The sequence below is a fragment of the Polaribacter vadi genome (assembly GCF_018861005.1).
GTDB classification, from domain to species: Bacteria; Bacteroidota; Bacteroidia; order Flavobacteriales; family Flavobacteriaceae; genus Polaribacter; species Polaribacter vadi_A.
This window is the reverse complement of record NZ_JAHKQL010000004.1, coordinates 155,161-175,183: the sequence shown is the minus strand read 5'-3', so window position 1 is coordinate 175,183 and position 20,023 is coordinate 155,161. Positions and strand designations below refer to the sequence as shown.

22 protein-coding genes and 1 tRNA gene are annotated in these 20,023 nt (G+C 27.8%); 15 read left to right on the top strand and 8 right to left on the bottom strand.

What is annotated here, in order from left to right; genetic code table 11:
* Window positions 1–115 precede the first annotated feature (115 nt).
* The 3 genes from KO506_RS03415 to KO506_RS03405 all read right to left on the bottom strand — a co-directional run bounded on the left by KO506_RS03415 (window position 116) and on the right by KO506_RS03405 (window position 642).
* A tRNA-Arg gene (locus KO506_RS03415) sits at window positions 116–189 on the bottom strand.
* A gap of 58 nt (window positions 190–247) precedes the next feature.
* Complete coding sequence (locus KO506_RS03410; RefSeq protein ID WP_215993490.1) at window positions 248–478, bottom strand: putative signal transducing protein; 231 nt, start codon at window positions 476–478, stop codon at window positions 248–250.
* A gap of 11 nt (window positions 479–489) precedes the next feature.
* Window positions 490–642 (bottom strand): SsrA-binding protein, encoded by a 153-nt coding sequence (locus tag KO506_RS03405; RefSeq protein WP_215993489.1) that lies wholly within the window; start codon window positions 640–642, stop codon window positions 490–492.
* Between the two features lie 575 nt (window positions 643–1,217).
* Between KO506_RS03405 and KO506_RS03400 the strand changes: the two genes are divergently transcribed.
* Complete coding sequence (locus KO506_RS03400) at window positions 1,218–2,147, top strand: calcium/sodium antiporter (protein ID WP_215993488.1); 930 nt, start codon at window positions 1,218–1,220, stop codon at window positions 2,145–2,147.
* Here the strand turns inward: KO506_RS03400 and KO506_RS03395 are convergent.
* On the bottom strand, window positions 2,136–2,336 hold the full coding sequence (locus KO506_RS03395) for a hypothetical protein (RefSeq protein WP_215993487.1): 201 nt from the start codon (window positions 2,334–2,336) through the stop codon (window positions 2,136–2,138). The two genes, KO506_RS03400 and KO506_RS03395, sit on opposite strands and share 12 nt — an antisense overlap.
* A gap of 212 nt (window positions 2,337–2,548) precedes the next feature.
* Here KO506_RS03395 and KO506_RS03390 point away from each other — a divergent pair, with 212 nt between their 5' ends.
* The 5 genes from KO506_RS03390 (at window position 2,549) to KO506_RS03370 (ending at window position 6,836) form a co-directional block, all read left to right on the top strand.
* Window positions 2,549–3,082 (top strand): DUF4252 domain-containing protein, encoded by a 534-nt coding sequence (locus KO506_RS03390; protein WP_215993486.1) that lies wholly within the window; start codon window positions 2,549–2,551, stop codon window positions 3,080–3,082.
* A 3-nt stretch (window positions 3,083–3,085) separates the two neighbouring features.
* A complete protein-coding gene (locus KO506_RS03385; RefSeq protein WP_215993485.1) occupies window positions 3,086–3,700 on the top strand; it encodes a DUF1684 domain-containing protein in 615 nt (204 codons plus the stop codon).
* 242 nt (window positions 3,701–3,942) lie between these two features.
* Window positions 3,943–5,613, top strand: coding sequence for a Na+/H+ antiporter NhaC family protein (locus tag KO506_RS03380; protein WP_215993484.1), 1,671 nt, complete (start codon window positions 3,943–3,945; stop codon window positions 5,611–5,613).
* On the top strand, window positions 5,613–6,071 hold the full coding sequence (locus tag KO506_RS03375; RefSeq protein ID WP_215993483.1) for a GNAT family N-acetyltransferase: 459 nt from the start codon (window positions 5,613–5,615) through the stop codon (window positions 6,069–6,071). Before KO506_RS03380 ends, KO506_RS03375 begins: the two co-directional genes overlap by 1 nt.
* A gap of 24 nt (window positions 6,072–6,095) precedes the next feature.
* A complete protein-coding gene (locus KO506_RS03370) occupies window positions 6,096–6,836 on the top strand; it encodes a phosphatase PAP2 family protein (protein ID WP_215993482.1) in 741 nt (246 codons plus the stop codon).
* A gap of 99 nt (window positions 6,837–6,935) precedes the next feature.
* Here KO506_RS03370 and KO506_RS03365 read toward each other — a convergent pair whose 3' ends face one another.
* Window positions 6,936–8,066 carry a vWA domain-containing protein gene (locus KO506_RS03365; protein WP_215993481.1) on the bottom strand — a complete coding sequence of 377 codons (1,131 nt, stop codon included), beginning with the start codon at window positions 8,064–8,066 and terminating at the stop codon, window positions 6,936–6,938.
* Between the two features lie 244 nt (window positions 8,067–8,310).
* On the opposite strand from KO506_RS03365, the gene KO506_RS03360 reads away from it, so the two are divergent.
* The 4 genes from KO506_RS03360 to KO506_RS03345 all read left to right on the top strand — a co-directional run bounded on the left by KO506_RS03360 (window position 8,311) and on the right by KO506_RS03345 (window position 12,838).
* Window positions 8,311–9,027 carry a carboxypeptidase-like regulatory domain-containing protein gene (locus KO506_RS03360; RefSeq protein ID WP_215993480.1) on the top strand — a complete coding sequence of 239 codons (717 nt, stop codon included), beginning with the start codon at window positions 8,311–8,313 and terminating at the stop codon, window positions 9,025–9,027.
* Window positions 9,028–11,220, top strand: a complete 2,193-nt coding sequence (locus tag KO506_RS03355) for a tetratricopeptide repeat-containing sensor histidine kinase (protein ID WP_215993479.1) — start codon at window positions 9,028–9,030, stop codon at window positions 11,218–11,220.
* Between the two features lie 241 nt (window positions 11,221–11,461).
* Window positions 11,462–12,193, top strand: coding sequence for a LytR/AlgR family response regulator transcription factor (locus tag KO506_RS03350; protein ID WP_215993478.1), 732 nt, complete (start codon window positions 11,462–11,464; stop codon window positions 12,191–12,193).
* A gap of 129 nt (window positions 12,194–12,322) precedes the next feature.
* A complete protein-coding gene (locus tag KO506_RS03345; protein WP_215993477.1) occupies window positions 12,323–12,838 on the top strand; it encodes a gamma carbonic anhydrase family protein in 516 nt (171 codons plus the stop codon).
* Window positions 12,839–13,003: 165 nt separating this feature from the next.
* Here the strand turns inward: KO506_RS03345 and KO506_RS03340 are convergent, their stop codons facing one another.
* The gene (locus KO506_RS03340) at window positions 13,004–13,450 is read right to left on the bottom strand and encodes a Spy/CpxP family protein refolding chaperone (protein ID WP_215993476.1); all 447 of its coding nucleotides are present in this window, start codon (window positions 13,448–13,450) and stop codon (window positions 13,004–13,006) included.
* Between the two features lie 99 nt (window positions 13,451–13,549).
* Between KO506_RS03340 and KO506_RS03335 the strand changes: the two genes are divergently transcribed.
* Together KO506_RS03335 and KO506_RS03330 are read left to right on the top strand one after the other, a co-directional pair.
* The gene (locus KO506_RS03335; RefSeq protein ID WP_215993475.1) at window positions 13,550–15,190 is read left to right on the top strand and encodes a mechanosensitive ion channel family protein; all 1,641 of its coding nucleotides are present in this window, start codon (window positions 13,550–13,552) and stop codon (window positions 15,188–15,190) included.
* The gene (locus KO506_RS03330) at window positions 15,190–16,167 is read left to right on the top strand and encodes an endonuclease/exonuclease/phosphatase family protein (protein WP_215993474.1); all 978 of its coding nucleotides are present in this window, start codon (window positions 15,190–15,192) and stop codon (window positions 16,165–16,167) included. The genes KO506_RS03335 and KO506_RS03330 overlap by 1 nt, the downstream gene beginning before the upstream one ends.
* A gap of 10 nt (window positions 16,168–16,177) precedes the next feature.
* On the opposite strand, the gene KO506_RS03325 is transcribed toward KO506_RS03330, so the two are convergent.
* On the bottom strand, window positions 16,178–17,131 hold the full coding sequence (locus KO506_RS03325; protein WP_215993473.1) for an MBL fold metallo-hydrolase: 954 nt from the start codon (window positions 17,129–17,131) through the stop codon (window positions 16,178–16,180).
* A 79-nt stretch (window positions 17,132–17,210) separates the two neighbouring features.
* Entirely contained in the window at window positions 17,211–18,266 is a 1,056-nt protein-coding gene (locus tag KO506_RS03320) for a branched-chain amino acid aminotransferase (RefSeq protein ID WP_215993472.1), read from the bottom strand.
* A gap of 118 nt (window positions 18,267–18,384) precedes the next feature.
* Here KO506_RS03320 and KO506_RS03315 point away from each other — a divergent pair, with 118 nt between their 5' ends.
* Genes KO506_RS03315 through mnmD form a run of 3 tightly spaced genes read left to right on the top strand, consistent with a single transcriptional unit; the run spans window position 18,385 to window position 20,011 of the window.
* Window positions 18,385–18,891: a DUF4920 domain-containing protein gene (locus tag KO506_RS03315; protein ID WP_215993471.1), complete on the top strand. Its 507-nt coding sequence runs from the start codon at window positions 18,385–18,387 to the stop codon at window positions 18,889–18,891.
* Complete coding sequence (locus KO506_RS03310; protein WP_215993470.1) at window positions 18,891–19,316, top strand: hypothetical protein; 426 nt, start codon at window positions 18,891–18,893, stop codon at window positions 19,314–19,316. The genes KO506_RS03315 and KO506_RS03310 overlap by 1 nt, the downstream gene beginning before the upstream one ends.
* Window positions 19,316–20,011, top strand: coding sequence for a tRNA (5-methylaminomethyl-2-thiouridine)(34)-methyltransferase MnmD (gene mnmD, locus KO506_RS03305; RefSeq protein WP_215993469.1), 696 nt, complete (start codon window positions 19,316–19,318; stop codon window positions 20,009–20,011). The genes KO506_RS03310 and mnmD overlap by 1 nt, the downstream gene beginning before the upstream one ends.
* The last annotated feature ends 12 nt before the right edge of the window (window positions 20,012–20,023 follow it).

The following is a 20,023-nucleotide window of genomic DNA, read 5'->3' as shown; positions in this document are numbered from 1 at the left end:
GTAATTTTGCCCTATTTTTCTTTCTCAAAATATTTAAAATTGAGTTTTTCTGAAAATTATAGGCAAATAAAAAACCAGCAATTACTAATGTTATAGTAAACTGCTGGTTTTGTTGTGACCATGCTAGGATTCAAACCTAGAACCTCTTGAGCCGTAATCAAGTGCGCTATTCAGTTGCGCCACATGGCCTTTAAGCGGCTGCAAATATAATATCATTTTTTCGAATTAGAAAATCTATATTATATTTTTATGAATTAATTTTTTCTTTATATTTAGTAAGTATCTCATTAGCTTTCTCAAGTTTATTATTTAAAACATGTATTTCTACTGCTCCTAAAGACTCTCCAAAACCTCCTAATCTAGCAGATTCAAATCTGTCTTTAATAATATATTTTATATTATTATTTTCTAATATATTCTGTAAACCATGTACAATTATATTAGTATCTGTAAATAATTTAACATATGTTGCATTCATAATTTTAGTTTTTAGTTAAGAGAATTTATTGTTACAAAAGCTCTATAACCAATTATAGCCAATTGCAGTTTAGTAGCTTTAGAGATGTCCAACTTCTTTTTTGTAAAAGAAGGTAAAATAGCTTTATTAATTTTTGCTAAAGTTTTAAAAACTTGTTTTTTCATTCTGGTTTGATTAGTCGTCAAATTTAATGAAAAATAACAACTCAGTATTTTAATAAAGTGTTGTTCTTGTAAAATAACTCTTTCATATTCTTATTTTTATTTAGTTGATTTTATTTTGGTTGTTGTAGGTTTTCTAGTTAGTTTTTAAGTCTTTTTAAAAAAATAAAAGAAATATAAGAGTAGAAATAAATTTGATGAATTTTAGAGCAAGAACAATCATGATAATAGAGTTTTAAAGTTAGTAAATTTGGTTGTTTGTTTAAATGTTTTTTGAATATACAATGATTGAAATCACATAACCAAAAGTTAATATTTAAATTATTTAAATTGATTTTACATATAAAACTAAAAAAATACATATAGTTGTAATGTGTAATAGTTATAACTACAAAAAGGTTTCTGTTTGTTGTTTTATTTTGTGTAATAAAGGAATACTGTAATTAAGTAAAGGGTATTTTTGAATGTTTTTTAAAAAGTAATGTAAAACCCATTAATTAATAGGGGTAATTTAGCTTTTTGATTTTTTGTTCTCGCTAGAAAGTGATAAAAATGTATCTTCGCAAAAAAGAAAATAAATGAATTTTTTACTAATTATTGGAGGTTTAATTTTATTAATTTTAGGTGGAAACTGGTTGCTAAAATCGGCAGTTGCTTTATCATTAAAATTAAATATCTCTAAAGTTGTTGTGGGTATGACAGTTGTTTCTTTTGCAACTTCCGCACCAGAGCTAATAGTTAGTATTAATGCTGCTTTAAATGGTTCATCAGATTTAGCATTAGGTAACGTTATTGGTTCTAATATTGCAAATTTAGGTTTGGTTTTAGGTATAACATTACTTTTAGGTAAAATGGAAGTAGCAAAAAACTTTTATAAAGTAGATTGGCCTGTAATGATTATTGCTTCTGCATTACTCTTTGTCTTTTTAGCTAATGACAACATCATTGTGCAATATGAAGGAATTATATTATTTACGCTATTAATAATTTTTTTAATTTACCTTTTACGTTCTCAAAAAAATATTGATTTAGATGAATTAGAAGAAGAAACACCTTTAACAGTTTTTAAAACCACAATTTATCTAGTTATTGGAGGTTTAGGTCTTTGGGGAGGTTCTGAACTATTAATAAATGGAGCTACAGCTTTAGCCTTAGATTTTGGAGTTACAGAACGTGTAATTGGTGTAACTGTGGTTTCTATAGGTACAAGTATCCCAGAATTAGCAGCATCTATTATTGCAGTTATTAAAAAAGAAAAGGCCATTTCTTTAGGTAATTTAATAGGCTCTAATATTTTTAATATCCTAGCAGTAATTGGTATTACATCTATAATTACACCTATTTCTTTATCTGATCAGAGATTATTAACTAGCGATATTTTTTGGATGTTAGGTATCTCATTTATTGTTTTACCAATGGTTTTACTTCCTAAAAAATATTCTCTAAATTGGAAAAATGGTAGTGTTTTGTTAATTGCTTATTGTGTTTTTATTTATTTAACTTTGTAAACTTACTTTAGCTTTAGTTGCTTTTTTTTGAAGTATTTTAAGTAGAATAACTAAAATACCAACTCCTAAAACTGCAAAAGCAGTCATAAAATACCAAGTAAATTCATAGCCAAACTTATCAAACATTTGCATACCTGTATTATGGCTAAATATACTAGCTAAAGAAAAAGACATAGCATACATAGCCATATATTCCCCTTGATTTCCTTTTTTAAGCCGGACTTTTAGTAATTATTATATTTTATAGAGAAACTATCAAAATAGATTTACAGACCGAACTTTGTGGTTTTTCCACGAAATTTGAGTACATAAAATAATGACAGTTTTCATTTTTATTAATGTTCCAAAACTACATAAAATATATGAATGTTGTATTTTTGAAAAGTGAAATTTTTAATGAAATGAAAAAAATAATTCTGACTTTTAGTTTTTTAGTGCTTGCAATTTCTTGTGGTAGTGGTAAATCTTTTCAAAGTTTTTTTAATGATCATAAAAGAGATTTAGGAGTTACAGCTTTTCAGGTTCCTAATTTTATGATGTCATTAGTACAAAATATTTCACCAGAATTAAATAATTTATTTGGTAATGTTAGTGATTTTAAATTTATCACTTTTGATGCCATTTCCAGAGAAAAACAAAATTTATTAATTTCTGAAATGAATTTAGTAACCAACAATAATTTTACAGATGTATTAAGAAAAAATACAGTAGAAAAAACAAAAATTGTTTCTGTAAAAGAAGATGGTAATGTAGTTACTCAAGCTATTGTTTTCAATTCAACACTTGATAAAACATCTGTTTTTTATTTAAAAGGACGTTTCAATCCAAATAGAATTAAAGAATTATCAGAAACAAATCAGTTTGAAAACTTGTCATCTAAATTAATTCAAAATTATCAAAAAACACCTTTAACGCCAGGTTTTAATCCTAATTAAAAAATGAAAAAAATACTTTTATTATTAGTTTTGTTAACTATGATTTCTTGTAACTCACAAGGTAAAAGACCTTTGGTTGGTAAAACAGAATATCAACAAAAATTAAATTCGAGTTACAAAGACGCAACAACATCACCCTTAAAAAAGAAGGATTTAAAAAACTTTAAAGGGTTAGATTTTTTTCCTGTAGATTCTTCATTTATCGTAATTGCAAAACTAAATATAACTGTAGATGCGCCTATTTTTAAAATGGCAACAACTACAGACAGAACTCCTTTGTATAAAGAATATGGCAAGCTAAATTTTACAATACAAGGTAAAGATTTAGAATTAACTATTTATCAAAGTCAAGATGATTTAGAAGATGAAAAATACAAAGATTACTTGTTTGTGCCTTTTACTGATGATACTTCTGGAGATGAATCTTATGGAGGTGGACGTTATATGGATGTAATGCTTTACGATATTAATGCAGATGGAACAGTAATTTTAAACTTTAATAATACTTATAATCCTTACTGTGCTTATAATGATAAATATTCTTGCCCATTAACACCAAGAAAAAATCATTTAGATATAGAGATAAAAGCAGGGATAAAAGTTTTTGAAAAACATTAAGCTTATTTTTAATTATAGGTTTCTAGATAAGGCAGAAATTACAGTCATTATATTTCATCAAAATAAATTAAAAATTTAAACATTATAAATAATACTTTCTGTTGAATATGATAATTATAAATTTATGAAATCATTACAATTTTAAATATTTATCAAACAAATTCAACGAAATAGATAGTACTATCAATTCAATTTGCATAACATCTACTAAAATCGTAACATTACACTAGAAAAATTAGAAAATGCAGAACAATAAAAACTTATCTGAAATAGAAATAGAAGATCAAAAAATTATAGAGAATAAAGAATTGAATCTTTTAGAATCTCTAATTCCGGTAATTATTTTAATGTGTTTATTAGCATACAATATTTTTTTGGTTGAAGACCAAGAATGGTTAGGTGGTTACACAAATCAATATATATTATTAATGGGTGGCGTAGTTGCAGCAGCTGTTGGTTTTTATAATAAAGTTTCTTTTAAAAGAATGATTTCTGAAGTTTGGGAAAACTGGAAAAGTGTTTTTGTGCCTATAATGATTCTTTTTTTAGTAGGTGCATTAGCAGGTACTTGGTTGGTAAGTGGTATAATACCAGCAATGGTTTATTATGGATTACAAGTTTTGAGTCCTACAATATTTTTACCAGCATCAGTAATCATTGCAGCTATAATTTCGATTGCAACTGGTAGTTCTTGGACAACTTCTGCAACAGTTGGTATTGCATTAATTGGTATTGGTAGTGCTTTAGGTATACCAACAGGTATGATTGCAGGAGCCGTAATTTCTGGGGCTTATTTTGGGGATAAAATGTCTCCACTTTCTGATACTACAAATTTGGCGCCAGCAATGGCTGGTACAGATTTGTTTACACATATTAAATATATGGCATTTACAACAGTGCCTACAATTGTAATTACATTAATCGTTTTCGGAATTTTGAGTGCGAACTTGGAAGCGTCTGGAGATGTAGATACTACTTTTATATTAGGAACAATTGATAAGTATTTCAATATAACACCTTGGTTGTTTTTAGTTCCAATTACTGTAATTGTATTAATACTTTTTAAAACCAAACCCTTAATAGCTTTAGGCACAGGTGTCATAATGGCCGGAATTTTTGCTTTTATTTTTCAATCAAGTTTAATTCAAAATATTTCAGATAATAAATCAAAAGTAATTATTAATTCTGTGTTATCAGATACAGAAATTGAAATAGATAACTCGAAATTTATTTCATCGTTTTCAGAAAATGAATTGAATTTACTTAAAAAAGATGAAAAAATAAAAAATTTATTTATTGATGGAAATGATTTGAAAGGAGTATTTACAATTGAATTATTATCAGATTATTTTCCTGAAAAAAGTTATAATGAATCAATAATTGCTGAAAAAGTTTATAATTTAGATAAATTAATTACAATAAAAAGGTTAAAAAAATTATTCTCTTCAGGTGGAATGAATGGAATGCTTTGGACTATTTTTCTAATAATCTGTGCAATGGTTTTTGGTGGGGTTATGGATGCTATTGGTGCTTTAGCTAAAATTACCAAAAGTTTGTTGTCTATTGCTTCTTCAATCTTCGGGTTATTTGCAAGTACAGTTGTAAGTTGTTTAGGATTAAATATTGTAGCATCAGACCAATATTTGGCTCTTGTAATTCCGGGTAAAATGTTCAAAAAAGCTTATGAAGATAAAGGTTTAGCTCCAGAAAATTTAAGTAGAACTTTAGAAGATTCTGGTACTGTAACATCGGTTTTAATTCCTTGGAATACCTGTGGTGCTTATCAATCTAGTGTTTTAGGAGTTGGAGTAGGAGAATACTTTTTATATGCCATTTTTAACTGGTTAAGTCCTTTTATGACATTACTTTTTGCTGCTTTTAATCTAAAAATTAGAATGATTAAAGGTAAATAATGATTGTTGTTGCAACAATTTCTGATGCAAAAATACTCACGGAAATTGCATTAAAATCTAAAGCTTATTGGAAGTATTCTGCTGATGATTTAGAAAGTTGGAAACCAGATTTAACAGTGTCAGAAAAAATGATTGATGAACTGTTTGTCTATCAATTTATATTTGATGATACAGCTGTTGGTTTTTATATTTTAAATCTGCCAAAGGAAAAAACAATTGAATTAGAAATGCTTTTTGTACTTCCTGATTTTATTGGCAAAGGAATAGGAAAACAATTGTTAGTACACGCAGTAGAAAAAGCAAAATTTCTTGAGGTTGAATCTATAACTTTATTATCAGACCCAAATGCAGTTTCTTTTTATAAATCTAAAGGTTTTTTAATTATAGATAAAAAACAAAGTTCAATAGCTGGACGTTTTTTGCCTATTATGAAACTAGATTTATCAAACAATCAATAAAATTTTACAAAAAAACAATATTTTATGTACAAACAACTAAAGATTTTTATTTCTAAATTTAAAGAGTTTTTATCTAAAAAATTCCAAAAATACGATGGTAAAATTCCTTATTTGGTAACCGTATTAATTACATCAATAATAGTTGTTTATGGTATTAAATTTTTTGTAAAACTTACTAAAAATTTACACACAGATGTTCTATCAGAATTCGATACTTCAGTAAGCAATTATATTACAAGTTTTAGATCAGACCTTTTAACAAGCTATTTTAAATTTGTTACAGATGTTGGTGATGCTTTAGGCTATTTTGTTGTTGTTTCTCTTTGTAGTTTGTTGTTTTATCTGTTTTTTAAGAACTGGAAATATGTATTACAATTGTTATCAATTTTAATATTAGCGCTAAGTTCTAACTTAATTTTAAAGCAATTAATAAACAGACAAAGACCAACTTTAGAGCATTTGGTAACAGTAAAAACATTGAGTTATCCAAGTGGTCATGCAATGACAGCAATGGCTTTTTATGGTTTTTTAATCTATTTGATCGTTACCTTTAAAATCAATAAATTCTTAAAATTTTGTTTAATTACGGTTTTTACAATTCTAATTTTAAGTATAGGAATTAGTAGAATTTATTTAGGTGTACATTTTCCTTCGGATATTGTTGGTGGTTTTGTAGCCGGCTTTATTTGGGTAGTATTCTGTATTTTAGTACTAAATCTATTTAAAATATTTAGAGAAGACCCTAATACAATAAATTTATATTGATGATTAACTAAACATTAATTAGTAAATTATATGTCTTAGTAATGTATAAGTATCATCAACATAAAATAGATAATACTTATACATTAAATTTACCTGTTTCTACCAAGTATAGTTTTTTAACTCAGCTTGTCTTTTTATCGCTTTAATCATTACGTTATTCAAAACATCTTTTTGAGTTCCTTCTTTTTGTTTTTTTGCGATAAAACTCCTTCTTTTTATATCTAATTCTTTAATTTTTTTCTGTATTTCAGCTCTTTCATTTGCTTTTTGTTTTACATAATTTTTTATTTCAGTCGCAGATTTGTTTTGTAAAATTTTTGGTAATTTTTTCTTTTCTATAGATTTATAATCTACTTTTTCTTTTTTATCAGCATCTACTAAATCCCAATTCGAATTTTCATACAATCTAGAACTTTTACTAACAGCTCTTTTTACTACAACAGCTTCATTCATTTCTAAAGCATTCTCATCTTGTGTTTTTTGATTCGAAAATTTAGAATAACCTGCATTTCCATAGTAAATATAAGTGGCATTTAGTTTTTTGTTTAGAATGATAATATCATCATCATAAGGAGTAATTATATGTACTACTTTTTTATCTTGATTAATTGTCATATAATCTCCACCACCTAAATCTGCACCATTTTTCCACATTCCAGAAATTCCATTAGAATAGTTGCCACAGAAAATGGTATTGATTACCACATCCTTTTCTTTAGCATCAGTAATTGCATCTTTATAATTAATTTTTCCTTGAGTAAAAGGTTCGTTACCAGCAATGAATAATAATTTTAAATCATTTTTGTTTTTACCCCAAGAAAGTTCTTTTAAAGAAGTAGAAATTACTTGTCCACAAAACTCATTTCCACCATTTGTGGTAAGTGAAAATAGTTTTTCAGAAATTTCATCTAAATCGTTACTAAACTGTAAAACTTGTCTAATGAACCCTTCTCTAGAAGGTAAATTTGAATTTCCATATTCATACAAAGCAATTTCTAAATCTGGTTTTTGCATGCCGTATTTAGCATAAGAAAGTTCGTTTACAATTTCCCAAAGTTGTGCTTTTGCTTGGTTTATTAAACCATCCATACTATTACTAGTATCTAATAAAAGTGCCACTTTTATAGTTTGGTTTTTTACAGTTTCTTTATCTGTTTGATGATTAGCAAAACTAAAAGTACTTGCTAAAACAAATAAAATTGAGGTTACTTTTAATACAAGAGATTTCATAATTAATGTTTTTTAAGATTTATAATTTGATTAAAAGTTCGGTGTTTAATGTTATCCAATATTACTACCAACTTTTTTCTAAATAAAACCAGAATGAGTAAAGTGGTTCATTGAATGAGTAAACAAGATTGCAAAATGAGTAAACTCTATTTTTTGACTGTTTTTATAGGCTATAACACACTTTAATGATTTTTTTGGATGCTAATTTGTGTCTATGTTTACAAAGAATTTAAATAGATTTACTATGAAATATCAAATTACAATACCAAAACCTTGTCATGAAGATTGGAACATAATGACATCAACAGAAAAAGGAAAGTTTTGTAAAAGTTGTAGTAAAGAAGTTGTTGATTTCACAAATTTATCAAACTCAGAAATTGCTAAAAAAGTAAGCAAGGATAAAAATCTTTGTGGTCGTTTTAAAGACAACCAATTAAACACAGAGTTAGAAGTAATAAAGAAAAATAATTTATCGAAAGTTGCTGCTGGGTTAGCTTTAATTTCTGCAATTTCGGCTTCAGAACCTGTTTTTACGCAATCAAAAAAAGAAAATGTAGAAGTGTTAAGTTTTAGATTGGGTAAAGTTTTTGTTGAGAATGATTCTATCCAAAAAGACATTATCATTACAGGTAAAGTGAAAGATTCTTTTGATGTTTTACCTGGAGTTAGTATTGTGTTAAAAGAATCCACTTTAGGTACAGAAACCGATTTTGATGGAAATTTTTCCATCAAAATACCTAATAAAAAGGCAAAGTCAACTATATTAGTTATCTCTTATTTGGGGTATAAAACACAAGAAATTGATGTTTTATCAATCAAAAAACCGCTAATAATTGAAATGGAAGAAACTAATGAACTTTTAGGAGAAATTGTAACTGTTGGAATGGTTACTATAAAAAGACCAAATATTTTTAAAAGAATTGGAAACCTTTTTAGAAAAAAGGAAAACAGAAGATATTAAATGTTAAAAAGAACGTACATATTATTCACTTTTTTATTGTGCAGTTTTGCAACAATATGCAGTCAAGAAATTATAATTACAGAAAAAGGTGTCGAGTTTTCTGTTAGAATTACAATTGTTGATGATAGCACTAACGAAAAAGTAAAAAATGCTGAAGTTTCTGTAAACGGAATTAATTATAATTACCCAGATATTAGTGGTAGATATATTGTAAAAGCCAGAGTTGGAGATGAACTTAGGGTATCTCACCCAGATTTTGAAACCATTTATTATACAATTAATTCTAGTGAAGATATTAAGGTTCTCATAGAAAATTCTGGGAATACTAGAAACCGAGATTCAAAATATTTAAGTAAAACTAGAAGTCAAGATTTGTATTTACAGCATTTAGATTCCGTTAAATTTTACAAGAAAAAAGACATTGAAAAAAGTTTGTCATTTGTAGAAAAGGCATTAGAAAGTAAACAAAATAAAGAAAGAAATGCAGCTACATATAAATTGCTTGCAGATGTTTATTTGTACTGGAAACAATACGATTTAGCAGTTTATAACTATAAATTATCGCATCAAATTAAAGAAGATTTAGCAACTAAATTGGCTTTGGCAAAAGCACAGTTTTTACAAAAAGAGTATGCAGATAGCGAAAAATCATATCTAGAATTAATATCAAAAAAACTGAGTAATTACGAAAGAATTCTGGTTTATGAAGGTTTAGGTGATGTGAATTTTGCTCAAAAAAAATGGAGTTTTTCCAAAACTAATTATCAACAAGCCTTAGAAATTGCGAAAGAGAATATAGTTACTCCTAAAATTACAGATATAAGTTCTAAAATTGCTGATGTTTTAGCTGCACAAGGAAAGGTAAATGAAGCTGAAAATCAATTTATAAATTCTTTAAATTTTGCGAAAAAAGAAAATCCAGAAAGAGCTTTAGTAGAAGAAGAAAAAGTAGCAGATTTTTACAATTCTAATCAACGTTTTGATGAAGAAATTGCCATTCGTAAAAAGAGTTTACAGAAGGCAGAAAGCAATTCTTCTTCTAGAAAATTATCAAAAGAAAAAGATTCAATTACAGCTCAAAAAATTAATTATAAAATCGGGAACGCTTATCTTTTAAAAGAGGATTATAAAAGTGCAATTCCGTTTTTAGAAAAAAGTAAAAAAGGTGCCAAAGAAAAGAATGATATTGTTGTAGAAAAAGATGCTACAAGAAAAATTTCTGAGGTTTTTGCTAGTTTAGGTGATAATGAAAAAGCGCTTAAAAATTATAAAGAATATGTGGCTTTGGTAGATTCTTTGTATGTAAGAAAAGAACAAGAAATTCAGCAAATAAAACGTTTTTCTAAGAAAATTGCAGACAATCAAAATAGAATTGCAAGTTTAGAGAAAGATAAAGAATTGTCGCAGAGTAAAATCAGTTTGGCTTATGTAGATCAAAAATTATCAGAAGAAAGTAATCAAAAACAACGTTTAATTATTTACTCTTTAATTGGTGGTTTTTTATTGATGAGTTTGCTGGCCTATTTTATGTTTAGAACAAATAAACAACAAAAATTAGCGAACAATTTATTGGCTTTAAAATCAATGCGATCGCAAATGAATCCGCATTTTATTTTTAACGCACTAAACTCTGTAAACAGTTTTATTGCTGTAAATGACGAACGAAATGCAAACCGTTATTTAAGTGAGTTTTCAGTTTTAATGCGTTCGGTTTTAGAAAATTCTGATGAAGATTTTATTTCGTTAAATAAAGAAATTGAGTTGCTAGAATTGTATGTAAAATTAGAGCACAATCGTTTTAAAGATAAGTTCGATTATAAAATTTCTGTTGATAAAACTATCGATTTAGAACAATTTTCAATTCCGCCAATGTTATTGCAACCTTATATTGAAAACGCAATTTGGCACGGATTACGTTATAAAAAAGAGAAAGGGAGTTTAGAAATAGCAATTCATAAAAAAGATGATGAAACTGTTTCAATTTCTATTATTGATGATGGAATTGGACGTAAAAAATCGCAGGAATTAAAAACAAAAAATCAACTGAAACAGAAATCAAAAGGAATGAGCACTATTAAAAATAGAATTGCTATTCTAAATGATATGTATAAAGAACGAATAGCTGTAAATGTTTCTGATGCTATAGAAAATGGAGAAGGAACAAAAGTTGAGTTGTTACTAAAGAAAAAATGATCAGTATTCAGTTGCAGTTTTCAGTAAAAGTAGACTCTTATATATGCTGATATTAATTTTAAGATTTTAAAAAGTTGGCAAACAAGTTTAGCCTTGATTGAAGCAATTGTTTGAGCTCTTTTTTTAGTGTCAATTCGAGTGATTTTTCTGACAAAGGAAGAAAAATTGTATCGAGAACAAACAAAAAAAAAGCGAGTGCGAAAAGCAGGAAACAGCTTCTAAAAAGTAAATAAAAACAATAATGAAATTAAAAGCCATAATAGTAGAAGACGAACAAATAAGTAGAGAAATTCTGCGTAATTATTTAGGTAAATATTGCCCAAATGTTTCTTTATTAGGTGAAGCAAGTAATATTGATGAAGCCTATTCTTTAATCAATAAACACGAATTAGATTTAGTGTTTTTAGATGTAGAAATGCCTTTTGGCAATGCTTTTGACTTGTTAGAAAAAGTAGAAAACAGAACTTTTGAAACAGTTTTTGTAACTGCTTATGATCATTATGCAATAGAGGCTTTAAATAACCATGCAAGTTATTATCTGTTAAAACCAATTTCTATTGATGAGTTGATTAAAGCTGTAAATATTGTATCAGAAATTAAAGAAAAAGAAAATGAATTACAGCATAAAATATTGGCGCCAAAAACAAAATCTGCAGAAGGTAAAATAACCATTCCACAACAAGATGGTTTTGAAGTTTTAAATATTGATGACATTGTTTTTTGTAAAGCCGATGATAATTATACAGAAATACATTTGGCAAATTCTAAAAAATTAGTGAGCAAAACCTTAAAGTATTTTGAAGAAGTTTTAACAGAATATACGTTTGCAAGAATTCATAAATCGTATTTGGTAAATGTAAACGCAATTACCAAATACAAAAAAGGAAAAGGAGGAAGTGTAATTGTTTCTAATGGAAAAGAAATTTTGGTTTCTGCCTCGCAAAAGAGTAATTTGCTGTCTTATTTTAAATAAAAAAAGCTCATCTTATTCTTCCCCAAGGGTAGAGAATGTAGATTGGAATTAATTTGATTTTTCATCAAATTTCTATTAAGATATTTTTTTAATTTTTACATTTACTGCTAAATTAAAAGACAAAAGAATATGCCTATCATAAAATTAGTAAGAGGAAATTATCCACAAATACCAGAAGATTGTTATATCGCAGAAAATGCTACTATTTTAGGTGAAGTTTCTTTAGGTTCAGATTGTTCTATATGGTTTAATGCTGTGATTAGAGGAGATGTACATTTCATCAAAATAGGCAATAAAGTAAACATTCAAGATGGAGCAGTAATCCACGCAACTTATCAAAAATCGCCAACAACAATTGGTAATAATGTTTCTATTGGGCATAATGCAATTGTGCACGGTTGTACAATTCACGATAATGTTTTAATAGGTATGGGGTCAATTATTATGGATGATTGTATTATAGAATCTAATTCTATAATTGCAGCTGGTGCAGTAGTTACTAAAAATACAAAAGTAGAAAGTGGTAGTATTTATGCAGGTGTACCCGCTAAAAAAGTAAAAGACATTTCAGAAGAATTAATTTCTGGAGAAATTGATAGAATTGCTAATAATTATTTAAAATATTCGAGTTGGTTTAAAGAGTAGAATTTAACGCCAATATTCTCATAAAAAACATCAAATTAAGAAAAAGGTATTAAAAAAGTTTCTGGTTTTGCAAGATTAGTAAGCTGTTTTAAAAGCATAAAAAAGCCCAATTTCCTCTAAAGGAAATTGAGCCATATATAAACCAATCAACCAAATCAGTTACTATTAATCTCTTTTTTCTTTTGCCATTCTGCGCTCTTTTGAGTCTTTCTTTTTCCCCTTCATTTTTCTGCCTTTGTTCATTTTTTCAAATTTTTCAAATTGCTCATCATTTAAGATTTTTTTCATGTTGTTTTTAAATGCAATTTGATCGTCTAAACGTTTGCTTTGCATCGCATACATTTCATCAGCAGTTGGCTTTGTATCACTTTTTCTAGCCTCTTTTCTTTTTTCCATTCCTGCTTTTCTTTCTTCTGCTTGTGCTTTAATCAAAGGTTTAATTTGATTTTGTTGCTTGTCAGATAAATCTAAAGCTAATGTCATTTTCTTAACTGTTAAATCTGTATGCTGTTCAACAGTCATTTGCGGTCCTTTATTACCTCTTTTTTTCTGTGCTTGTGTTGTTAAAGTAAAAACGAATACTAAAACTACGATACCTATTATTTTTTTCATGATTTTAAATTATTTTTTTGTTACGCTTCTTTGACATCAAAAAAATTAAAAGGTTTAAATTTGTTTTATTATTTAACAGCTGCTTAACAAATTACTCTTATGAAAAAACTACTTGTTCTAATCTATTTTTTATCTTTTTTAGTAAATGCGCAAGAGATTGTTAAGGTGGACTTAAGTAGTCCAAAATCAGCGGTTTATACGCATATTTATTTTTTGCAAAACGATTCTTATCAACCAAAAAAAGCTGCAAAAACTATCTTAGGTTTACCAGAAAAAACAGCAATAGAAAAAGCAATAAAAATTAAAAAAGTTTTAGATGGTAAAGGTTTATTTATAGATTTTAATAGGTTGCCAACAAATGCTAATTATAAAGATACCTTAGATTATAACTCAAAAGAAAAGTATGTTTTGTTTCCTCAAAGAATGCCAAGTATCTATGTAGAAAAGGTAGAAAATAGTTGGTACTATTCTTCAGAAACTGTAGCAAGTATAGATAGAATTTACAAAGAAGTTTTTCCTTGGTATGTAGATAAGTTTCAGGATTTTATTCCGAATTCGGGTTATACAAAAGTGTTAGGCATTGAGTTGTGGCAATTTGTAGCAGTTATCATTTTATTTATTTTAGCTTTTGTAATCTTCTTAATCTTTAAGAAAATTACTTATTCTATTTTACAAAAACTACAACATTATATAACTAAAAGTAATTCTAGTTTAGCCATAAATACAGTACTAAAAAAGTTAGCACACCCTATAAGTTTGTTAGTTGCTATAAAATTTATAGATACTATTTTTCCGTCTTTACAATTTTCTTTAACTGTAAATAAATGGGTGTTTTTAGCCATAAATATTGCAGAAACTGTTTTTTGGATTTATGTTTTCTTAAAGCTGGTTAAAGTTATAATGAAGATTTATGAAGAATTTACCTCAAAAACAGATAATAGATTAGATGACCAATTAGTGCCAATTTTAAATAATTTATTAACAGGTGTTGTATTAATTTTTGGTTTCTTTAAAGTTTTGCAATTATTTGGTGTAGATACAACAACTATTTTAGCAGGTGCTACAATTGGAGGTTTAGCTTTTGCATTAGCCTCTCAAGATACCGTAAAAAACTTTATTGGTACAGTTGCCATATTTTTAGACAAACCTTTTCATATAGATGATTGGATCTCTGCAGGCGAAGTTACAGGTACAGTAGAAGAAGTTGGTTTTAGATCTACAAGAGTTAGAGCTGCAGATACAACTGTGTATCAAATTCCAAACAGTAAATTAGCAGAAATGGTAATTAACAATAGTGGTTTGCGTTTGTACAGACGTTACAACACAAATTTAGGATTGCGTTATGATACACCACCAGAATTAATTGAGGCTTTTGTAAACGGAGTTCGTATTATTATTAAAGAACATCCAGAAACAAAATCTGATTCTTATAATGTAGAGTTTACAGGTTTTGGAGATTCTGCTTTGTTGGTAATGATGAATGTTTATTTTAAAAGTTTGGCTTGGAGCACAGAACAATCATCAAAACACAGATTGCATATGGCTATTTTAAAATTAGCAGCAGAATTGGGTGTAGAGTTCGCATTTCCGTCTACAACTGTATCTATTGAGCAATTTCCAGATAAAAGTAACTTGTCACCAAAATACAATACAGATAAAGAAAAAATAAAAAATTCTTTAGATAAAGTTTTAGAGAATTTTAGAAATGATACTCCACCAGAAAATACACCAGAAAGCTAATGAAACGTTTTTTTAAAATTATTTTTCGATTTTTTTTACTGTTGATAGTAGCCTGTGTACTTTTCTTTTTTTGGGCTTCATCATCTACCTTAAACGAAAGTGAGTATGAAGATTTAAATGTTATAAATGCCGATCAAAAAACAGAAAATGATTCTATTTTTAGCATTGTTACTTATAATATTGGTTATTTAAGTGGAATGACGAATAACTTGCCTGTTGCAAAACCAAAGTCTTTGTTTGATACGAATTTGAAGAAAGTTTTATCAGAAACAAAAAAGATCAATCCAGACATTATTGCATTTCAAGAAATCGATTATGATGCTTCTCGTTCTTATAACATAAATCAAGAACAAGAAATAGCCAATTTGGGTTATGGTTTTAGAGCAAAAGCTGTTAATTGGGACAAACGTTATTTACCCTTTCCTTATTGGCCCATTTCTATGCATTTTGGTAAAGTGGTTTCAGGGCAATCTATTATTAGTAAATATCCTTTAAAAGATCAACAGAGATTTGTTTTGCAAAGAGTTGCAGATGCACCTTTTCATAGAAATGCTTTTTATTTAGATCGTTTGGCACAAATAGTAAAAGTTACTTTAAACAAACAAGAAGTTGTTTTAATAAATATTCATTTAGAAGCTTTTGATAAAGTTACCAGAGTTAAACAATTTGATGAGGTTTTAAAATTATTCAATCAATATAAAAAAGACTATCCTACAATTTTATTAGGTGATTTTAATTCTGAAGCCAGAGATAAAGATGCTATTATTCAAAAAATGTTTGCATTAAAAGATATTGGAAATGCGGCTTTTAATCAATCAGATATTAAGAATACTTTTGATTCTAAAGCGCCTGTAAAAAGAATCGATTATATTTTTTATACCAAAAACTCAATAGAATATATTTCAGGAAAAGTATTGAATGAATTTGAACAAGCTTCAGATCATTTACCAGTTTTTATGGAATTTAAATTAAAATAAAAGGCAACATTTACAACTGAAATTGCATGCCTTCATCAGCAAAATGAAAGCCTAATTTTTCTATTTCTTTTCTTGCAGGGCTATTCTCTTGCAGAGTTGGGTTTGTATGATTATAGTGTATAAAATATATTTTATTTTTAGTTGTTATGGCCTCATTAACAAATAACCTTACAGTTTCTTCAATAAATGGATGTGGTACTTCAGACATCGCTCTTTTAACTTCATGCTGATTTAGAAAAGTAGCATCTAAAAAGGCATAATCTACTTTTTTAACTTCTTCAATTATAGAGTGTTTCCATTTATGCCATTTATCAACATCTGGTATAAATAAAATAGATTTATTATTCCCTTCAATTTTATAGCCTACAGTTTCAGAAAATTCATCTCTATGTGGTACTAAAAAAGGAGTTACTTTTAATTTATTACTTAGTACAATTGTAGAATCGTTTTGTAATTTTTTAAGTTTAATATTTTTTAAAGACACCAATTGACTCCAAGGACCATTGTTTTTTAAAAATGATGTCATTTTAGGCATCGCAAAAACAGGAATATTAGTTTTACCATAGGCTTCTCTACCAAAATACATTAAACCTGTATAATGACCAATATGTGCGTGCGTTAAAAATACTCCATCAATAATTTTTTCTTTTTTTAGATGATGTTGTTCTAATGTAGCTAGTTGTGTGTGTAAATCTGGTGTAGCATCAAATAAATATTTTTGTTGATTTTCTATATCAACCAAACCCAAAGAAACTACACTTTTTCTTTCATTTACATCATTGTAAAAGTTTTTACAACATTGTTTTTGGCAGCCTATATGTGGGTAGCCTCCATCTTGTGCAACTCCTAGAATTGTTACATATTGGTTGTGTCTTGCTTTATTTTTTAAGTTTTTTGCTACTTTGTTTTGTTGCTTACAAGAAGTAAAAAGGAAGATGCTTAAAAATGTTAAGAATAATTTCATAAAGAAAAATTAGATTTTAAAGCTACAAAAAAAGCATCAACATTAAGTTGATGCTTTTAGAATTTATTTAAATATTACTTTATACAAAAACTCTCCAACCATAAGGGTCTTCTGTTTTATTAGTTTGTATGTCAGTAATTAATTTTTTTAATTGAGCAGCATAAGGGTTTTCTAATTCTGGTAAATCAAAATCACTATCATTATAACCAAAACCAGAAATTGGAGATATTACAGCAGCAGTTCCTGCACCAAACATTTCCTTTAAACTACCATTTTTAGCAGCTTCTACAACTTCACCAACAGAAATTTTTCTAATTTCGGTGTCAATTCCATTATCTTCTGCAATTTGTAAAATACTTTTACGGGTAATTCCGTCAAGAATTCTATCGCTTGTTGGGCTTGTAATTAAAGTATCATTAATTCTTACAAAAATATTCATTGCACCAGCTTCTTCAATAAATTGGTGCGAGTTATCATCTGTCCAAATTACTTGATTGTAACCTTTATCTATAGCCAATTGTGTTGGGTAAAATTGTGCAGCGTAATTACCACCAGCTTTAGCATAACCAACACCACCATTTGCAGCACGTGCATATTTTTCTTCGATTAAAACCTTTACTTTACCTGCAAAATAAGGTCCAGAAGGAGCAGAACAAATAATAAACTTATAAGCGTCTGCAGGTGATGCATGAAAACCATTACCAGAAGCAAACATAAAAGGCCTTATGTATAAAGAACTTCCGTCGTTTGTAGGTATCCAATCACTATCAACTTCTAATAATGCCTTTAATCCGTCCATAAAAATATCTTCAGGAATTTGCGGAATTACCAAACGCTCAGCAGATTTGTTTAAACGTTTACAGTTATCTAAAGGTCTAAAAAGCATCACATTTTCATCTGCATCTTTATAGGCTTTCATACCTTCAAAAATAGACTGCCCATAATGAAAAATCTTTGCAGAAGGGTCTAAGGTTATAGGTGCAAAAGGCACAATTTTAGGTTCTTGCCATTTGCCATTTACAAAATCGCAAGTTAACATATGGTCAGAATATACACTTCCAAAAGGTAAATTATCAAAATCTACAGAAGCTATCTTCGAATTTTTAACACGTTGAATTTCTATGCTTGATGTCATTTTTTGTTGATTATGTAAAAGCAAATGTACGCAATTTATTTATTCAAAACTCATAAGTAAATTCACATTTCTTATTAAATTTAGTACTTTTGTGATGAATCCATTAAAAAAATATAAGATGAAAAATTTAATAAAATTTTGTGCAGTATTCCTTTTAGTATTTACAGCTTGTAAAAAAGGAAAAGAAGAAAAAACTACAGAGGTTAAAGAAGAAAAATTGGCAATGAATTTCGATTCTTTTGGTGATAAAATTACTTCGGATAAAGCAATGTCTTCAGATGAAATGTTGGCAAAATTTAATACATTAAGTATTGGTGATACTTTAAACGTAAAATTTGCATCTAAAATTAATGATGTTTGTTCTAAAAAAGGATGTTGGATGAAATTACCTGTTGGCGAAACTGAAACTATGGTACGTTTTAAAGACTATGGTTTTTTTATGCCTTTAGATTCTAAAGACAGAGAAGTTATTGTAGAAGGTAAAGCATTTTTAAAAGAAACTTCTGTAGATGAGTTAAAACACTATGCAGAAGATGCAGGTAAATCTGAAGAAGAAATAGCTAAAATTACAGCACCTAAAAAAGAATTTGCTTTTGAAGCAAATGGTGTTTTAATGAAAAAATAATGAAGCAATCATTTTGTTTTTTACTGTTTTTACTCACTTTATCTTGTTCTCAAAAAAAACAAGACAAAGTAGTAGTTACAGAGAATAAAGAATACAAGCAGTCAGAAATGGCTGCTTTAATGCTTAAAATGTATGCAGAAAATTTAGAAAACAAAAAGTTGATTTTAGAGGGCAAGTTTCCTGAAAAATTTAATCAAGAATTTTTAAATATTCATACAGCAAAACTTACAGATTCTACAGATAGAAACGCAGCCTTTAAAGGGTTTTCTCAATTTTACTTAAAGAATTACGAAATGCTTTTTGAGTCGCCAAAAGATTCTTTAAAAATAAGTTATAATAACACAATTAACAGTTGTATAGCTTGTCATAAAACAACTTGTATTGGTCCTATTCCTAAAATAAAAAAACTATTGATTAAAGAGTAGTGAAGAGAGAAATAATAATAACTTCTGATGGATCAACATCCATACATTTACCAGATTGGAATGAACAATACCATTCTAAACACGGAGCTATACAAGAGGCATATCACGTTTTTATAAAAGCAGGTTTAGAGCATTTTTATGCTGATTTTATTTCTAATTCTGATAAAAAAACAGAAGGCGAAATTTCTATCTTAGAAATTGGTTTTGGCACTGGTTTAAATGCTTTTATTACTTTTTTAGAAGGTAAAAAAAAGAGTTTAAAAGTTAATTATGTGGGTGTAGAAGCTTATCCTGTTTTAGATGATGAAATCCAGAAGCTAAATTATGTTTCAGAATTAAAAGCAACAGAATATCAACCAGAATTTGATAAAATACATTCAGTTTCTTGGGATGAAAAACAGTTGATTTCTGATGATTTTAAGCTCACAAAAAGGAAACAATTCTTTGAGCAAATAGAAGATGTAAATAAATTTGACATTATTTATTTTGATGCTTTTGGGGCTACTAATCAACCAGAGTTATGGACAGAAGCTATTTTCTTAAAAATGTATAAAGCATTAAAAAAAGAAGGAGTCTTAACAACATATTCTGCAAAAGGTAGTGTTAGAAGAGCAATGCAAACTGTTGGTTTTACAGTAGAAAGATTAGCAGGCCCACCAGGAAAAAGAGAAATGCTAAGAGCAACTAAAAAGTAGTTAAAAGTTTTC

Coding starts and splice junctions, on each gene's coding strand:
- KO506_RS03410 (WP_215993490.1), bottom strand. CDS start 478: ATGAATGCAACATATGTTAAATTATTTACAGATACTAATATAATTGTA.
- KO506_RS03405 (WP_215993489.1), bottom strand. CDS start 642: ATGAAAAAACAAGTTTTTAAAACTTTAGCAAAAATTAATAAAGCTATT.
- KO506_RS03400 (WP_215993488.1), top strand. CDS start 1,218: ATGAATTTTTTACTAATTATTGGAGGTTTAATTTTATTAATTTTAGGT.
- KO506_RS03395 (WP_215993487.1), bottom strand. CDS start 2,336: ATGGCTATGTATGCTATGTCTTTTTCTTTAGCTAGTATATTTAGCCAT.
- KO506_RS03390 (WP_215993486.1), top strand. CDS start 2,549: ATGAAAAAAATAATTCTGACTTTTAGTTTTTTAGTGCTTGCAATTTCT.
- KO506_RS03385 (WP_215993485.1), top strand. CDS start 3,086: ATGAAAAAAATACTTTTATTATTAGTTTTGTTAACTATGATTTCTTGT.
- KO506_RS03380 (WP_215993484.1), top strand. CDS start 3,943: ATGCAGAACAATAAAAACTTATCTGAAATAGAAATAGAAGATCAAAAA.
- KO506_RS03375 (WP_215993483.1), top strand. CDS start 5,613: ATGATTGTTGTTGCAACAATTTCTGATGCAAAAATACTCACGGAAATT.
- KO506_RS03370 (WP_215993482.1), top strand. CDS start 6,096: ATGTACAAACAACTAAAGATTTTTATTTCTAAATTTAAAGAGTTTTTA.
- KO506_RS03365 (WP_215993481.1), bottom strand. CDS start 8,066: ATGAAATCTCTTGTATTAAAAGTAACCTCAATTTTATTTGTTTTAGCA.
- KO506_RS03360 (WP_215993480.1), top strand. CDS start 8,311: ATGAAATATCAAATTACAATACCAAAACCTTGTCATGAAGATTGGAAC.
- KO506_RS03355 (WP_215993479.1), top strand. CDS start 9,028: ATGTTAAAAAGAACGTACATATTATTCACTTTTTTATTGTGCAGTTTT.
- KO506_RS03350 (WP_215993478.1), top strand. CDS start 11,462: ATGAAATTAAAAGCCATAATAGTAGAAGACGAACAAATAAGTAGAGAA.
- KO506_RS03345 (WP_215993477.1), top strand. CDS start 12,323: ATGCCTATCATAAAATTAGTAAGAGGAAATTATCCACAAATACCAGAA.
- KO506_RS03340 (WP_215993476.1), bottom strand. CDS start 13,450: ATGAAAAAAATAATAGGTATCGTAGTTTTAGTATTCGTTTTTACTTTA.
- KO506_RS03335 (WP_215993475.1), top strand. CDS start 13,550: ATGAAAAAACTACTTGTTCTAATCTATTTTTTATCTTTTTTAGTAAAT.
- KO506_RS03330 (WP_215993474.1), top strand. CDS start 15,190: ATGAAACGTTTTTTTAAAATTATTTTTCGATTTTTTTTACTGTTGATA.
- KO506_RS03325 (WP_215993473.1), bottom strand. CDS start 17,131: ATGAAATTATTCTTAACATTTTTAAGCATCTTCCTTTTTACTTCTTGT.
- KO506_RS03320 (WP_215993472.1), bottom strand. CDS start 18,266: ATGACATCAAGCATAGAAATTCAACGTGTTAAAAATTCGAAGATAGCT.
- KO506_RS03315 (WP_215993471.1), top strand. CDS start 18,385: ATGAAAAATTTAATAAAATTTTGTGCAGTATTCCTTTTAGTATTTACA.
- KO506_RS03310 (WP_215993470.1), top strand. CDS start 18,891: ATGAAGCAATCATTTTGTTTTTTACTGTTTTTACTCACTTTATCTTGT.